15 protein-coding genes and 1 tRNA gene are annotated in these 15,691 nt (G+C 66.4%); 7 read left to right on the top strand and 9 right to left on the bottom strand.

What is annotated here, in order from left to right; genetic code table 11:
- Positions 1-290 precede the first annotated feature (290 nt).
- The 4 genes from BM052_RS18700 to mdoH all read left to right on the top strand — a co-directional run bounded on the left by BM052_RS18700 (position 291) and on the right by mdoH (position 5,990).
- Positions 291-1,406 (top strand): outer membrane factor lipoprotein domain-containing protein, encoded by a 1,116-nt coding sequence (locus BM052_RS18700; protein WP_091149347.1) that lies wholly within the window; start codon positions 291-293, stop codon positions 1,404-1,406.
- Positions 1,399-2,610, top strand: coding sequence for an efflux RND transporter periplasmic adaptor subunit (locus BM052_RS18695; protein WP_177198569.1), 1,212 nt, complete (start codon positions 1,399-1,401; stop codon positions 2,608-2,610). The genes BM052_RS18700 and BM052_RS18695 overlap by 8 nt, the downstream gene beginning before the upstream one ends.
- Positions 2,611-2,685: 75 nt before the next feature.
- The gene (locus BM052_RS18690) at positions 2,686-4,173 is read left to right on the top strand and encodes an OpgD/OpgG family glucan biosynthesis protein (RefSeq protein WP_091149344.1); all 1,488 of its coding nucleotides are present in this window, start codon (positions 2,686-2,688) and stop codon (positions 4,171-4,173) included.
- A gap of 2 nt (positions 4,174-4,175) precedes the next feature.
- Positions 4,176-5,990 (top strand): glucans biosynthesis glucosyltransferase MdoH, encoded by a 1,815-nt coding sequence (gene mdoH / locus BM052_RS18685; protein WP_091149342.1) that lies wholly within the window; start codon positions 4,176-4,178, stop codon positions 5,988-5,990.
- Between the two features lie 174 nt (positions 5,991-6,164).
- Here mdoH and BM052_RS18680 read toward each other — a convergent pair whose 3' ends face one another.
- The 9 genes from BM052_RS18680 to BM052_RS18640 all read right to left on the bottom strand — a co-directional run bounded on the left by BM052_RS18680 (position 6,165) and on the right by BM052_RS18640 (position 14,201).
- Positions 6,165-6,581, bottom strand: a complete 417-nt coding sequence (locus BM052_RS18680) for a DUF3035 domain-containing protein (RefSeq protein ID WP_091149341.1) — start codon at positions 6,579-6,581, stop codon at positions 6,165-6,167.
- 4 nt (positions 6,582-6,585) lie between these two features.
- Positions 6,586-7,119, bottom strand: a complete 534-nt coding sequence (lspA, locus tag BM052_RS18675) for a signal peptidase II (protein ID WP_091149339.1) — start codon at positions 7,117-7,119, stop codon at positions 6,586-6,588.
- A complete protein-coding gene (gene ileS / locus BM052_RS18670) occupies positions 7,116-10,151 on the bottom strand; it encodes an isoleucine--tRNA ligase (protein ID WP_091149338.1) in 3,036 nt (1,011 codons plus the stop codon). The genes lspA and ileS overlap by 4 nt, the downstream gene beginning before the upstream one ends.
- 79 nt (positions 10,152-10,230) lie before the next feature.
- Positions 10,231-11,163, bottom strand: coding sequence for a bifunctional riboflavin kinase/FAD synthetase (locus BM052_RS18665; protein ID WP_177198568.1), 933 nt, complete (start codon positions 11,161-11,163; stop codon positions 10,231-10,233).
- An 11-nt stretch (positions 11,164-11,174) separates the two neighbouring features.
- Positions 11,175-11,660, bottom strand: a complete 486-nt coding sequence (locus BM052_RS18660; protein WP_091149336.1) for a dihydrofolate reductase — start codon at positions 11,658-11,660, stop codon at positions 11,175-11,177.
- Positions 11,661-11,673: 13 nt separating this feature from the next.
- A complete protein-coding gene (locus BM052_RS18655) occupies positions 11,674-12,732 on the bottom strand; it encodes a 5-(carboxyamino)imidazole ribonucleotide synthase (protein ID WP_091149335.1) in 1,059 nt (352 codons plus the stop codon).
- 40 nt (positions 12,733-12,772) lie between these two features.
- The gene (gene purE, locus BM052_RS18650; RefSeq protein WP_255406259.1) at positions 12,773-13,276 is read right to left on the bottom strand and encodes a 5-(carboxyamino)imidazole ribonucleotide mutase; all 504 of its coding nucleotides are present in this window, start codon (positions 13,274-13,276) and stop codon (positions 12,773-12,775) included.
- A gap of 1 nt (position 13,277) precedes the next feature.
- Positions 13,278-13,964, bottom strand: a complete 687-nt coding sequence (gene gpmA / locus BM052_RS18645) for a 2,3-diphosphoglycerate-dependent phosphoglycerate mutase (protein ID WP_091149333.1) — start codon at positions 13,962-13,964, stop codon at positions 13,278-13,280.
- Positions 13,965-14,003: 39 nt separating this feature from the next.
- Positions 14,004-14,201, bottom strand: coding sequence for a hypothetical protein (locus BM052_RS18640; RefSeq protein ID WP_091149332.1), 198 nt, complete (start codon positions 14,199-14,201; stop codon positions 14,004-14,006).
- A gap of 109 nt (positions 14,202-14,310) precedes the next feature.
- Here BM052_RS18640 and BM052_RS18635 point away from each other — a divergent pair.
- The 3 genes from BM052_RS18635 to BM052_RS18625 all read left to right on the top strand — a co-directional run bounded on the left by BM052_RS18635 (position 14,311) and on the right by BM052_RS18625 (position 15,589).
- Positions 14,311-14,385, top strand: a tRNA-Thr gene (locus BM052_RS18635).
- A gap of 471 nt (positions 14,386-14,856) precedes the next feature.
- The gene (locus BM052_RS18630; RefSeq protein ID WP_218151584.1) at positions 14,857-15,141 is read left to right on the top strand and encodes a DUF4258 domain-containing protein; all 285 of its coding nucleotides are present in this window, start codon (positions 14,857-14,859) and stop codon (positions 15,139-15,141) included.
- Positions 15,142-15,151: 10 nt separating this feature from the next.
- Positions 15,152-15,589, top strand: coding sequence for a helix-turn-helix domain-containing protein (locus BM052_RS18625; RefSeq protein ID WP_091149328.1), 438 nt, complete (start codon positions 15,152-15,154; stop codon positions 15,587-15,589).
- Positions 15,590-15,691 lie beyond the last annotated feature (102 nt).

Genomic DNA, 15,691 nt, shown 5'->3' with positions numbered 1-15,691 from the left:
GGGGACCTTGTTGCCCGTACTGTCTTGGCGACCGCCCCAGATGCCAGTAAAACCGGCCACTCCGCTGCGGTGAAGCGCCCTCTAAGGTCCACCCCTCAACCAGTCAAACACTTTCTTCACAAAAATCTCAAACAACACACATTATCCCATCTTTACATAACCTTACTTCAATCTCACACTCCACACTCCATACCCCCAACAACAGTCACAACTCTCCGAATCGCGATACCGAGAGGAACGCCGGCCGGTCCGATTCCACCGCTCGGCAGGCACTATCCGTAGTTTCGCCGATGCAGCACGATTGCGTCATCGGCGGCAGATGCTATCGCTATCACGTGCCGACTTCCCCCCGATCATTGCGCGGCTCCGGCAATGCCGCCCTGCTCTCGCTGCTTCTCGCGATCGCGGGATGCGCTACTCCCCACAAGGCGATCGACAGTCGGCCGGCCGTTTCGGACGCGCCGGTTCCGCCCCTTGCGGGGCCGGAGCCATGGTGGCGTCAGACGGGCGACCCGGTCCTGGCTACCCTGGTCGCGCAGGGCCTTGACGCCAATGCCGGGTTGGCTTGCCGAATCGCGGCGCTGCGCCGGCAGGACCGCGCGGCCGATGCATTAGCGAAGACGCTTGGCGCGGCATTGAAACGGTTGTTCGCCGACAAGATGCAGGCACAAGGCAGGCGGGATCGGGAGGCGCGCGCGCAAGGGCTGGCCGACCGCCGGGCTCGGCTCGCCGAGGACATCGCGCTAGCCTATGTCGAGGTGCGGCGCCTCCAGCAGATTGGCGCGCTGCGTTCGGGGCTGATCGGGCAGTACAAGGACAACGCCGAGATCGCCGAGTTCCGCCGGCAAGCGGGCCTCGTTCCGGCGCTCGACGGCGCCCTCGCCCGTTCGCAGGACGAAACCGCACGCGCCGAACTGGGCTATGCGGACGCGCGTCTCGACGAAGCCCTGGCAGCCCTGGCCAGGCTGGTAGGAGAGAAGTCCGATACCCTTACCACACGATTGGGCGAGACCGGCGCGCTGCCGGCGCTGAGCGCGCCGTCTACCGTGGCACAGGACAAGGAACAAGGTGAGGCACATGGCGAAGATGCCTCGGCCGATGCCGGCCAGCGCGAAGCACGCCTTTCGGATACGCTCGAAACCGCCCGGCGCGCCGCAAGGGACGCGCGCATCGCCTACCGCGAGGGCGCCGGCAACATCGCCACGCTCTATGTCGCCGAGGCAGCGGCACTTTCGGTTGAACAGGCCCTGATCGACGCCCGCGCCGAAAGGGTCTCGGCAGCGATCCGATCGCGCGGCGCACACGGCGACGACTGGGCCCGAATCGACGTCGAGCGCCTCGCTTCCATTTCCGCCACGGCAGCGGCGCCTGCCGATGGCGGCGACTGTGGCTGTGATTGTGACTAGGATCGAGCCCCATACGCCGCTTGACGCGCTGCTCGGCGCGACGCCGCGCCGGGTCCTGCGCCACTGGCTCAGCCTGTTGCTGCTGGCGCTCGCCGGTCTGGCCGCGCTGGTGTTTTTCGTGCGTTTCGTCACTGGCGACAATTCGCCCTATTATTCCGCTCCGGTCGAACGCGGCAACCTCGTGCCATTGATCTCGGAGCGCGGCATCGTGCGCGGCACCGGCGAAGTCACCGCGCAGGCCATGCTCGACGGCCGAATCGCCTGGATCTCGGGCAAACGCGATGCGCAAGTCGAGCGCGGCGAGCTCCTGGCCCGCATCGATGCGCGCGAAATCCATCGCCGGATCGCCATTGACCGTTCGAGCCTTGCCGCCGCCCAGGCCAGGCTCGAAGCCGCGCAAGTCGCCGCCCAGAGCGCTGCCGCCCGCCTTGCCCGCTTCGAGAACGTCTGGCGGCGATCGGGCGGCCGCGCGCCTTCTTTCAATGAAATGGAAACGGCGCGGGCCGAGGGGCTGCGCACCAGCCTGGCCCTGGACGCGGCCCGGGCCGAGCTGAAGACCGCCAGGCTGCGCCTAGAGGACGACAAGGCGAAAGCCGCCAGGGCGGAAGTGCGCGCGCCGATCAGCGGCGTGCTGGTGCTACGCCAGGTCGAGCCCGGGCAGTGGGTGAACGAGCACCAGCCGCTGTTTACGATAGCCGCCGGCATAGCGCCGCTGACCGTGGAAGTGCCGCTGACCGCCCGGCCGGCCGGTCCGATCCAGGCGGGAACCCTGGCGCGGGTGCGGCTCGATTCGATGCCCGACAAAGTGCAATCGGCCAGGCTCTCGCTCCTCAAGGTCCCTCCACCGCCGCAGTCCGCGCCGCCGCGCGCGGTCTTCACGCTTGAACGGCCGGACCCGCAGGCACGCCCCGGCATGGCCGCCACGATCGAGATCGAGCTGCCCGAACGCAAGAACGTGCTGCTCGTCCCCGACGCGGCGCTCGCCTTCGAGCCCGGCAACCCAGATGCGCCCGGCCGCAGGCGCGCGCGCGTCTACCTCCTCTCCAGCGACGGCGAGCCGAGACGCGTCTACGTGGTGGTCGGCGGCAGCGACGGCCAGCGAACCGAGATATTCGCGACCGGCATTCAGCCCGGCGACCAGATCATCACCGGCTGGCGCGATCCCGCCGCGGGTCCGAAGCGGAATGAAGCCGTGAAACAATAATAGCGCCCGTGCGTATGGCTCACGAAAGTTCGTTCGACAGCAAAGAGGTATCCCAAACTGATTTACGACGCGCAGGTGTCGCGCCGCACGACGATCCGGCTGTTCGCTTCGCTGGCGGCCGTCCTTGCGCTCCCCGAGGGCGCGTGTGCGGCAGCGCGCGAACGATTGGGACCCTCGGTCCCGTTCTCCTGGGACCGGCTGGTTGAGCGGGCACGGAGGCTCGCGCGGAAGGCATATGCCGCCGCCGCCGATTCCGTTCACGCCGCCGCCGACTACGATGCGACGGTAGGCCTGACATACGGCGAGGCCGAGGCAGTGGCCGGCAACGTCCGCCTGTTCCCGACCAGCCGCGCGACCGCGCCCAAGGCGGTCCACGTCGCGGTGGTGGAGAACGGGAAGGCGCGTGAGATCGTCGATACCGCCGGCCTGTTCGTCGGCAGCGCCACTGCCGATCCGGCGGGATTCCGGGTGATGGACGCCAGCGGCCGTTCGGATTGGCTCGCCTGGCAGGGAGCCAGCTATTTCCGGGCCTCGGGCAGCCAGGACCAGTACGGCCTGTCCGCGCGCGGCATCGCCATCGATACCGGCCTGTCGATGCCGGAAGAGTTTCCCAGCTTCACCCATTTCTGGATCGAACGGATCGGGCCGGACCAGGCGCGCGTCCACGCGCTGTTGGACGGGCCGAGCCTGACCGGTGCTTATGCATTCGATTGCCGCAAGGGCGACATCGGCGTGACGCAGGATGTCACGGCCGTGCTCTTCCTGCGCAAGAACGTGACGCAACTGGGGCTGGCGCCCGCCTCCAGCATGTTCTGGTATGACCAGTCGAGCCCGCCGGCCCAGCGCGACTGGCGACCGGAAATCCACGATTCGGACGGACTGGCCATCTGGGCCGGCAATGGCGAGCGGATCTGGCGGCCGCTCGAGAATCCGTCGACCCAGCGACTCCATTCGATGCGGGCCGATAGCCCCAGGGGGTTCGGCCTGCTGCAGCGCGACCAGGACTTCGACCATTACCAGGACGACGGCGTCTTCTATGATCGCCGTCCCTCGCTCTGGGTCGAGCCGCGCGGTGACTGGGGGCCAGGCTCGGTCTGCCTGTTCGAGATGCCGACCGACATCGAGACGCTGGACAACATCGCCATGTTCTGGCGCGGAGACGCGCCCGCCCGCGCCGGCGAGCGCCGCGATTTCGCCTATCGCCTGACCTGGACTTCGCGCGATCCGACCGCTGGTGACAATGCACGCTGCGTCGACGTATTCGACGGACCCGCCGGCATTCCCGGCGCGCCGCCGATTGCCGACGCGCGCAAGTTCGTGTTCGATTTCGCCGGCCCGTCGCTGGCGGGGCTCGGCCGGGGCAGCGGCGTTGTTCCGGCGACCGACCTGCCGCAGGGCGTGCTCATGTCCGCCGCCGCCTATCCGGTGGCGCGGGCCGAGGCACGCTGGCGGGTCATGCTCGACGTGCGCACCCAGGACATGCCGCAGCCGCAATTCCGCCTCTACCTCAAGCGCGGCGACACGGCACTCAGCGAAACCGTCATCAAGGCGATCGAACCGTGAGCATGATCCTTTCCGACCCACCATCGATGCTGCCTGCCGAAGCCCCGCTGGAAATGCCGGTGCAGAACCTCTACGGCATCCCGCCCGGCGCGATCGAAGTACAGACCCGGCCGCACGGCATGCTGGTCAAGCGGCTCTTGCTGCTCGCGCTGACCGCCGTGATCGGGCTCGCTGCCTCAAGCTCCGTGCGCCTGGCCCTCTCGCGCGACGGGCTCGATCCCATCGAGATGGCGCTGCTGGTATTCTTCGTGCCGCTGTTCTGCTGGATCGCGTTCGGCTTCGTCACTTCCGCGATCGGCTTTCTCAAACTCATCACCGGCGAGCATCCCGGCTTCACCGCGATTCCCAGCCCTGCTTCCACGCTGCGCCACCGTACTGCGGTGCTGATGCCGGTCTACAATGAGAACGTCGACGAGGTGTTCGCCCGGGTGCGGGCGATGGCCGGCTCGATCGCCGCGGCCGGCGGCGCCGAATGGATCGACTTCTTCGTGCTCAGCGATTCCAGTCCCTTCCACGGCAAGCGCGAGCAGGCCGCCTGGCGCGCGCTGGCGCGCGAAGCGCCGATCCGGGTCTACTACCGCCGGCGCGAGGACAACGTCGCGCGCAAGCCCGGCAACATCGCCGAATGGGTGCGTCGTTTCGGCGCCGCCTACGAGAACATGCTGGTGCTCGACGCCGATTCGATCATGAGCGGCGATGCCATTGTCGGCATGGCGGCGATCATGGAGCAGCGGCCGTCGATCGGCCTGTTGCAAACAGTACCGATGATTACCGGCGCACGCACGCTGTTCCAGCGCTGGATGCAGTTCGCGAGCGAGGCATACGGGCCGATCGCCAGCGCCGGCCTGCTGTGGTGGTCAGGCTCGGAAGCGAACTTCTGGGGCCACAACGCCATTGTCCGCACGCGCGCCTTCGCGGAATCCTGCGGTCTTCCCGAATTGCCCGGCAAGCCTCCGTTCGGCGGCCACATCCTCAGCCACGACATGCTCGAATCGGCCCTGCTGCGGCGGCGGGGCTGGGCCGTGCACATGGTGATGATCGGCGGCAGCTACGAGGAATTTCCCCCCACCATCGTCGATCATGCGATCCGTGACCGGCGCTGGATGCAGGGCAACCTGCAGCATCTGCAACTGCTCGGCGCCTCCGGCCTGCACTGGGTCAGCCGGCTGCACCTGCTGATCGGCGCGTCCGCTTATATCACCTCACCCGGCTGGATGCTGCTGATCCTTACCGTCATCGGGCAAGTGGCGACGCGCCACGAAGGCGGCTTCGTGGCGCTGGCGCCGCCCGCGGTGCTGTTCCTGACCCTGGTGCTGCTGTTCGGACCCAAGCTGATGGGCGCGATCTGGATGCTGGCCAACGGCCCCCGTCGCCGCAGCTTCGGCGGAACCGGAGCGGTCCTGCGTTCGGTCTTGTCGGATGCCGCACTGGCGATCCTGCTGGCACCGGTGACGATGGTCACGCAAACCAAGGCGCTGCTAGGCCTGCTGCTGGGCATTTCGGCCGGCTGGAACACCCAGGTGCGCGATGCCCGCCGAATCACCGTGCGCGAGATCGTGCCGGACTTGCGCGAACACCTGCTGCTGGGCCTGGCCCTGTGCGCGACCCTCCGGCTCGACACGGTGACCGCGATCTGGCTTTTACCCATCATCCTGAGTCTGCTGCTTTCGCCTTGGCTGGTCAGCCTCACGTCCAGCGAGGCATTGGGCGAGCGCGCCGCCATGCGCGACCTTTTCCGCGTTCCCGAACCGGGTATCGCCGATCACGGGCTGGCGCCGCCGGACGATTCGGGCCAGCGTAAGGCTGTGGAATGCTGATCCATCCGGCAAAGCCGGAAATGCACCCGCGAAAAAGGCCGGACTTTCGCCCGGCCCCTTTGGAATTCCGCCGATACGGCGCTTATGCCGATCGGGCTCCCTCGCCGCGACGAAGCCGGCCGAAGCAATCCAAGGCGGCGCCAAACCGCGCCTAGACCAACGCCTTGGACAAGCTCAACTACCGATTGCGGTCTGCGCGTCGCGACCGTCGCCTTCGGGAGCGGACAGGATCGAGCGCGTAACCTGACCCTTGGCAACCGTGTAGGTTCCGGGATCGCCCACGGTCGAGCGGATCGCGGGATCGGCGCTGCCGGCCATGCCCAGCGTCGACTTCTCGATGTCGCTGCGCGCCTGCGGGCCGCCGAACAGCGCATCGAGGGTCTGCTGTTGCAGTGTATCGTCGGCCGGGCGCGGCTGGCCCTGCTTGGGCGGGCTTAGCGAGAAGTCCGGCGGCACCACCAGCGGCGACTGGCGCTGCACGGCGAATTCATCAGGGCGATCATGGTTGAGCAGTCCGGTGCTGCCGCAGGCAGACAGCAGGATCGCGCCAGTCGTGACCAGGATGAGGGCGCCGGTTTTCTTCATGGGCATCAAATCAACTCTCCGGGGCGGCGTTGCCCGACGCAGTGGGGGCCGCTGCATCGGGCTTTTCGCGCGAAAGCAGGGATCGGGCAAGGATAATCAGGACGCCGATGGTGATGGCGGCATCGGCAAGATTGAAGATCAGGAAGGGGCGGAAGCTTCCGAAGTGCAGATCGGCATAGTCGATCACGTAGCCGAACGTATAGCGATCGCGGATGTTGCCCAGCGCACCGCCCAGCACCAGCGCCAGCGCGGCGATTTCCACCATCTTGCGCTCGCGCAGCATCCACACCAGGACGAACGTGGCGATCGCCGCGGTCATCGCCACCAGCGCCCAGCGACCCTCCACCGAGCCCGCAGTGAACAGGCCGAGCGAGACGCCGAAGTTCTGCGTCCAACGCAAGTCGAAGATCGGCAGCAGCTCTATCAGGCCCTTGTTGTAAAGCCCCAGGTCCCAGGCGATCCACTGCTTCAGCACTTGGTCGACGATGAAGACCAGCACCGCGACGACGATGCCGGCCAGGCGCCTGGCCCAGGGGCCGTTCACGCCCGTTCCTCCACCGCGCTGACCACATCCTCGCAGCGGGCGCACAACGCGCCGTCCTCGGACACTTCCGGCAGGTGGCGCCAGCAACGGCCGCACTTGTGGTGGGAGGTGGGAGTGACGATCACCTCCTCGCCCTGCCCGCGCGTGACTGTCGCGGTGATGAACAGCTCGGCGAGATCGGCTTCAGGGGCGGAGGCCGGCACGACGACTTCGGCGGCAAGACTGGAGCCGATCACCTTGTCGCGCCGCAGCGGCTCGATTCCCTCGGTGACCTGCTGGCGCAAGGCGCGCAGCCCGGCCCACTTCGCGATCAGCGCGTCACCGCCGTTCGCCCAACCGGCCGGCAGAACCGGCCATTCCAGCAGATGCACGCTGTCACCGCCGGGATAGCGGCTCTGCCACACTTCCTCGGCGGTGAAGACTATCACCGGCGCTCCATAGCGCACCAGCGCATGGAACAGCGTATCGAGCACGGTGCGATAGGCGCGGCGCTTCGGATCGGCGGGACTGTCGCAGTAGAGGCAGTCCTTGCGGATATCGAAGAAGAAGGCCGAAAGGTCCTCGTTGCAGAAGTCCAGCAGGGCGCGCACGTAAGTGTTGAAGTCGAAATGCTCGACCGCCTGCCGCAACGTGGCATCCAGCTTGCCCAGCAGGGCGAGCACGTAGCGCTCCAGCTCGGGCATTTCCTCCGCCGGCAGGCGCTCCACCTCGTCGAAGTCGGACAATGCGCCCAGCAGGTAGCGCAAGGTGTTGCGCAGCTTGCGGTACTGGTCGGCGACTCCTTTCAGGATCTCGTCGCCGATGCGGTGGTCCTCGGTATAGTCGACCGACAGGGCCCAGAGGCGGATGATATCGGCGCCGTTGGTTTCCATCACCTTCAAGGGGCTGACGGTGTTGCCGAGCGACTTCGACATCTTCATGCCCTTGGCGTCCATCGTGAAGCCATGGGTCAGCACCGCCTTGTAGGGTGCGTGCCCCCGCGTGGCGCAGCTTTCCAGCAGCGAGGACTGGAACCAGCCGCGATGCTGGTCGCTGCCCTCAAGGTAGAGGTCGGCGCGGGGACCGGTCCAGCCTTCCGGCCGGAGGAGGTCGGGCCAGCGGCCGGATTCGAGCACGAAGGCGTGGGTCGAACCCGAATCGAACCAGACGTCGAGGATGTCGGTCACGCGCTCATAGTCCTGCGCGTCGTAGGCCTCGCCCAGGTACTGTTGTGCGCGTTCGTCGCACCATGCATCGACGCCGCTTTCACGGATGGCGCTGACGATGCGGACGTTGATCTCGGGGTCGACGAGATATTCGCCGGTCTTGCGATCGACGAACAGCGTGATCGGCACGCCCCAGGCGCGCTGGCGGCTGAGCACCCAGTCCGGGCGGCCCTCCACCATGGCGCGAATGCGGTTTTCGCCCTTTTCGGGCACCCAGCGGGTATCGGCGATGGCCTGGAGGGCCAAGTGGCGAAGGGTGGTGGGGACTTCGACAAGCTCAGCCTGAGCGGAATTGAGAGTGTCTTCCAGACCCCACTCGCCCTGGGCCTGTCGAAGGGTCCGGCCGGGGACCGGCCTGTCCATCGGCACGAACCACTGCGGCGTGCAGCGGAAGATCACCTTGGCCTTGGAACGCCACGAATGCGGGTAGGAGTGCTGGTAGTCCGCCGAAGCCGCGAGCAGCCCGCCCGCTTGCTTCAGGTCCGAGCAGATCGGCCCATCGGGCGCGTTGAACTTGGGATTGATGACCGAACCCTGTCCGCCCAGCCAGGCCCAGTCGGCACGGTACTTGCCGTCACCCTCGACCGCGAAGACCGGATTGATCCCATGTTCCTTGCACAGCAGGAAGTCGTCCTCGCCATGGTCGGGCGCCATGTGGACCAGGCCGGTGCCGCTCTCGGTGGTGACGAAGTCGCCGGGCAGGAACGGGCGGGGACGCAGGAAGAATTCGGCGAGGGGACTTTCCGGATGCACCGAAGCAAGCCCCTCCCCTTCGGGGTTGGAGTAGGGCGTGGCCCCAGACGCCGCGTCGGCCGGAGAGACGGCCCCTCCCCTGTAGAGGAGGGACGATTCGAAGAGCTTTGCCATGGGGTGGCGCGCCATGGTGCCGGCTAGGTCGGAGCCGTTACCAGCCCATGTAATTGTCCAGCCATCACCGTCGCTAAGCCAAGGACTCTTACCAACGCGCCCAAGTGTCTCGTTGAGCAATTCCTGCGCGACGAGATAGACTTTTCCGCGAGTTCGAACGCCGACATACTCCACCTCCGGCCCATAAGCCAAAGCCTGGTTCACCGGGATCGTCCAAGGCGTCGTCGTCCAGATCACCACGTAAGCCCCGACCAGTTCCGGGATCGGCGATTCGATGATCTCGAACGCCACGTCGATCTGGGTGGAGACGATATCCTCGTACTCGACTTCGGCCTCGGCCAGCGCGGTCTTTTCCACCGGGGACCACATCACCGGCTTGGCACCGCGATAGAGCTGGCCGCTGGTCGCGAACTTCATCAGTTCGGCCACGATCGTCGCCTCGGCCTGGAAATCCATCGTCAGGTAGGGATTGTCCCAGTCGCCGCCGACGCCCAGGCGCTTCAATTGCTCGCGCTGGACGTTCACCCATTCCTGGGCATAGGCGCGGCACTCGGCGCGGAATTCCTCGGCCGGGACCTGATCCTTGTCGCGCTTCTTCTTGCGGTACTGTTCCTCCACCTTCCACTCGATGGGCAGGCCGTGGCAGTCCCAGCCCGGCACGTAGGGCGCGTCCTTGCCCAGCAGGGTCTGGGTGCGCACCACCATGTCCTTGAGGATGTGGTTGAGCGCGTGGCCGATGTGCATGTCGCCATTGGCGTAAGGCGGGCCGTCATGCAGGATGAACTTCTCGCGCCCCGCGCGGGCCTCGCGGGTCTTGCGGTAGATGCCCTGTTCCTGCCAGCGCGCGAGAATGCCGGGCTCCTTCTGGGGGAGCCCGGCCTTCATGGGGAAATCGGTCTTCGGCAGGAAGACGGTGCTTCGCCAGTCTGCCTTTTCGGAATTGTCGCGCTGCTCGGTCATGATCGGCGGGCGTTAGAGCAATTGGCGGGCCGTTGGAAGAGCGAGTCCCGCCTTCAGGGCCCTTCCGACCCCAATCCCATCAACCCAGGCCCGCCAGCAGTTCCCGCGCCCGGTCGCAGTCGGCGGCGATCTGCACGGTAAGCGCGTCGAGCGAATCGAACTTCGCCTCGGGCCGCAGGAACCGGTGGAAGGCAACCTCTATCTCCCGCCCGTAGAGATCGCCGGAAAAGTCGAAGAAATGCGGCTCCAGCAGTTCCTTGGGCGGTTCGAACTGAGGCCGCACGCCCATGTTCGCCGCGCCCGGCACCACGCGCCCGTCCGGCAGGCGCCCGGTCACCGCGTAGACGCCGTAACGCGGGCGCAAGTAAGCACCCATTTCGAGGTTGGCGGTGGGAAAGCCGATCACCCGGCCCAGCTTGTCGCCGTGCAGCACGGTGCTCCGGATGGCGAAGGGGCGGGTAAGCAGGCGCGCCGCCGTCTCGCAGTCGCCCGCCTTGAGCGCCTCGCGGATGCGGCTGGAGGAAATGACGCCCTCGCCGTCGCTGACGGCAGCCACGGTGCGGCCGGAAAGGCCGAAGCGCGCGCCGATCTCGCGCAGGACGTACGGGTTGCCGCCGCGCCCCTTGCCGAACGTGAAATCCTCGCCGGTGACGACCCCCAGCGCGCCGAGGTGGCGGACCAGCATGTGCTCGATCCAGTCACCGGCGGGCATGGCGGCCATGGCGGCATCGAAGTGCAACACCAGCATGGCATCGGCCCCGGCCTGGGCGAAGAGTTCCTCGCGCTGGTCGAGCGTGGTGAGGCGGAACGGCTCGGCATCGGGCTTGAACAGGCGCACCGGGTGCGGATCGAATGTCGCGACGATCGCCGGCCGGCCGGCCTCGCGCGCCCAGCCGATCGCCTCGCCGACCACCGCCTGATGGCCACGGTGGAATCCGTCGAAGTTGCCCAGCGCCAATATGGCGCCGCGCAGCGATTCCGGCGTGGGGTGGCGGTTGTCGAAGCGAATCATGACCGCAGGGCCTATAGGTCGCGCAGCAGCGTCACGAAAGCGTAAGCCGGTATCTCGCCCTGCGCCGAGTGCTCTTCGCGCGCGACTTCGCGCCATTCGGGCCCGAGCGGGGGGATGACGGTATCGCCGGGATAATCGGCGCGAACCTCGGTCAGTTCGATGCGGCGGGCAATATCCAGGAACAGGGCGTAGATTTCCGCCCCGCCGACCACCGCGACCTCGCCGTCGCCGGCCAGCGCCAGTGCTTCTTCCGTCGTATGAACCACCTCCGCCCCTTCGGCACGCCAGGCGGCATCGCGCGTGAGCACGATATGGCGGCGGCCGGGCAGCGGGCCGGGGAAACTCTGGAAGGTCTTGCGGCCCATGACCATCGGCTTGCCCATGGTCAAAGCCTTGAACCGCCTGAGATCCGCCGGCAGGCGCCACGGCAGCCTGCCGGCGCGGCCGATGACGCCGTTGGCGGCGCGGGCGTAGATGAGGAAGAGGTCCCGAGCCACCCGCCGATCCGCCTCAGCCGAACGTCAGCCGGGTGACGTGACCCATCTTGCGCCCCGGACGCGCGGCGGCCTTGCCGTAAAGGTGCAGGTGATTGGCGGGATCGGCCAGGATCGCCGGCCAGTCGTGCGCCTCGTCGCCGATCAGGTTGCGCATCTCCACCGCCTTCGCTGCAAGCCCGGTGCCGCCCAGCGGCAAGGCGCAGATCGCGCGCACGTGATTCTCGAACTGGCTGGTGATGGCTCCCTCGATGGTCCAGTGCCCCGAATTGTGGACGCGCGGCGCCATCTCGTTGAACACCGGGCCGCTCTCGGTCGCGAAGAATTCCAGCGTCAGCACGCCGACATAGCCCAGCGCCTCCGCCACTTTCGCCGCCAGGCCGCGCGCCGCCGGAACCTGTTCGAGCACGGCGCCGGGCGCGGGCAAAGTGCTGGTGGAGAGAATCCCGCCCTCATGGACGTTGTGCGGCGAATCGAAGTAGCGGATGTCTCCGTCCGCGCCCCGGCACAGGATCACCGAGAATTCGGCGAAGAACCTGACCAAGCCTTCGTAGATCAGCGGCTTTGCCGGCAGGTCCAGTCCCTCGGCATCCGCCGCCGCCATGATCCGCCACTGGCCCTTGCCGTCATAGCCGTCGCGCCGGGTCTTCAGAATCCCGGGCACGCCGATCGCCGCTACCGCTCCGGCAAGGTCTGCTGGCGAATCGACCGGCGCGAACGGCGCGGGCGTGCCGCCCAGATCGCTGACGAAGCGCTTTTCGCTGAGCCTGTCCTGCGCGATTTCCAGCGCGCGCGGATTAGGCAGCAACGCCGCTTCGCCCAAGGTCGTCAGCGGGCCGACCGGCACATTCTCGAACTCGTAGGTGATGACGGCGCAATCGGCGGCGAAGGCTGCCATCGCCTCCGCATCGTCCCAGCGCGCGCACGTGAAGGCAGCGCTGACTTCGGCAGCGATCGAATCCGCCTCGGGCGCATAAACGTGGCAGCGATACCCCAGCTGCGCCGCGGCCATGGCGATCATCCGGCCGAGCTGGCCGCCGCCCAGGATGCCGATGGTCTCGCCGGGTGGAATCATGCCGGCGCCGTCCTGGATTCTTCCGGGATCGATCGAGGCATCAGGACGGCCGCTCGGCCACGTTTGCGGTCTGCTCCGCGCGGAAGGCCTTGAGTCGCTGCGCCAGCGCCTGGTCCGACGTGGCAAGGATAGCGGCCGCGAGCAGGCCGGCATTGGCCGCCCCCGCCTCTCCGATCGCCAGCGTGCCGACCGGGATCCCGGCCGGCATCTGCACGATCGAAAGCAGGCTGTCCTGTCCCGAAAGCGCCTTCGACTGCACCGGCACGCCCAGCACGGGCAGATGCGTCATCGCGGCGACCATGCCCGGCAAGTGCGCGGCGCCGCCGGCCCCCGCGACGATCACCTTGAAACCCTCTGCCTCGGCGCCCTTGGCGAAAGCCACCAGGCGATCGGGCGTGCGATGCGCCGAGACGATCCGCGCGTCCCAGGCGACGCCCAGTTTGTCCAGCATATCCGCCGCGCGCTGCATGGTCGGCCAGTCGGACTGGCTGCCCATGACGATCGCAACCCGGGGGGTGACTTCCGGCGCGGGCGGAACGCTCACCTCACCGCTCCGAGAGATAGTAGCGATCGAGCACCGCGAGATCGGCGTCGAGGTCGTAGACGATCGGCTGGCCGGTCGGGATCTCGAGCCCGGTGATCTCGTCGTCGGAAATGCCCGAAAGATGCTTGACCAGCGCGCGCAGCGAATTGCCGTGCGCGGCGACCAGCACGGTCGCCCCGGCCTTGAGATGCGGCACGATCGAACCCTGGTAGTAAGGCAGGACGCGGGCGATGGTGTCCTTCAGGCTCTCGGTCTGCGGCACGTCGATGCCGGCGTAGCGGGGGTCCGAGGACAAATCGAACGTGCTGCCGTGCTCCAGCACCGGGGGCGGTGTGTCGAAGCTGCGGCGCCAGATCTTGACTTGAGCCTCGCCGTGCCTGGCGGCCGTCTCCGCCTTGTCGAGCCCGGTCAGCCCACCGTAGTGCCGCTCGTTGAGGCGCCAGTCCTTGGTCTCGGGGATCCACAGCACGCCAGCGGCCTCGATCGCGAAATGCAGCGTCTTGATCGCGCGGGTCTGCACCGAAGTGAAGGCGACGGTGGGCAGCATGCCCTTTTCCTTCAGCAGTGCCCCGGCCGCGCGGGCTTCCGCTTCGCCCTTCTCGGTCACATCGACGTCCCACCAGCCGGTAAAGCGGTTCTCGAGGTTCCACTGGCTCTGGCCGTGGCGGAGAAGGATCAGGCTAGGCAAGGCATGGCTCCCTGTGGACTATACGTCAGGCCGCAGCCCCTAGCTTTCCGGGGTCGATTTGGAAAGCCTGCCCGATTCGTTATCTTCGGCATCTTCGGCGCCCGAGCAAAGCGCGCGCGCCTGTGCCTTGCGACGATGCAGGTTCTCCCGCAACTTGGCGGCGAGCCGTTCCTCGCGCGTAAGCTTGTCCGGGTCCTTGGGCGCCTCGTTTTTCATGGCAAAGGCAATGCCGTCCATGCCGCCAAAGCGCAAGCGGCGCTTGACAATCAACGCCTACCCGCACATTAGCGCGCGCCTGCCCCGGGTAACCGGGATGCGGAGGCTCCGGCATGGCCGGAACGAAGGCGCTGCTGTAGCTCAGTGGTAGAGCGCACCCTTGGTAAGGGTGAGGTCGGGAGTTCAATCCTCCCCAGCAGCACCATCTTTTCAATAAGATAGATTGAAGCGGCCTGTTCAGTATGGAATGGGTACGGAAAACAGGGGTGAAATGCTCCTTATTTTCTGGCACGGGCGTTGGATTGCGCCGAGCGCTTGATTCTGCCTGAGCCGCTTGCAAGGCATGCCCGCCATTTCAGGCGATGCGTCCGGCGGGTAGCGGTGCAGTTCGATACACACACCGTACGCGACAAATCGCCGCCTCAAAGCCAGCAAATCCGCACCTCTCGGCAGAGGGCAACTTCTCAGTCAAATTGACTTGGTGCCCGTGTGAACGGTCGCTTGAACGTAAGGCCCGCGCCAGATCGTTGGAAATGCTCCGTTTCCTGTCGAGTCGGGAAGGTTTGCGAGTGACGGGCAAGCAAGTCAGATTGATGCGCCGCTCCGATGGCTTGCCGCGCTGCTTGCCAAGGCAATCAACCTATAATATTTATAGGTTATGACAGAGCCGGTTCCCATGCGGATGAATGACGCAACGGCACTCAAAGTCCTTCGCGAAATTGCACAGGACAGTGCCCGCGTCGTCATGACCGATCATGTCCGGCTCAGGATGCGCCAGCGCAAGGTCACGACGACGCAGCTTCTGATTTGTCTCCAGCGGGGCTTTGTTAGCGAGCACGTCGCCATGGATGCGCATGGCTATTGGAAACTGACCGTCTCGCACCGCCTGGCGGGCAAGGATTTGAGCGTCGCCGTGGCGATTGACGTGCCCAGCCGGGCTATCGTCATCACGGTATTTTAGGGAGGCGAGCATGTATCATTATCGGGAGTGCGGCCTTCGCAACGTCTGGCTGGCGAACGGCTATGATGAGCACGACACGCCCTATGGGCCGGGCATCGCCATTCATGACGTGGAGGGCCTGCACCGTGCCATCGCGCATGGGATCGTGAACAAGGGCGGGAAGCTGACCGGCACCGAATTGCGCTTCCTTCGCCAAGAGATGGGTCTGAGCCAAGCCAAGCTGGCCACCATGCTTGGCAATGAGGCTCAGACCGTCGCCCTATGGGAAAAGCGGGGCGGCCAGCCCAAGATTGCTGACCGTTTCATTCGTGCGATCTACCGGGAACTGAATGAGGGCAACGCCCATATCCGCGACATGATCGAGCGGCTGGTGGATTCCGATCTTGAGGAAAGCGACGCCCGGATCACGCTTGAGCAAGACAGCGGCGGCTGGAAGGTTGCAGCGTAACCCCCTAAGCTCGACTTTGTACGTTTTTGATCAGGTCCATGTCCAGAAAATGCCATTGTTTGCGATGTGGTTGAGGGCCTGATCGATGGGTAGGATGCATCC

It is taken from the genome of Novosphingobium sp. CF614, from assembly GCF_900113255.1.
Classification (GTDB): Bacteria; Pseudomonadota; Alphaproteobacteria; order Sphingomonadales; family Sphingomonadaceae; genus Novosphingobium.
Note: the sequence above shows the minus strand (reverse complement) of the source record. Positions and strands in the feature narration are given on the sequence as shown.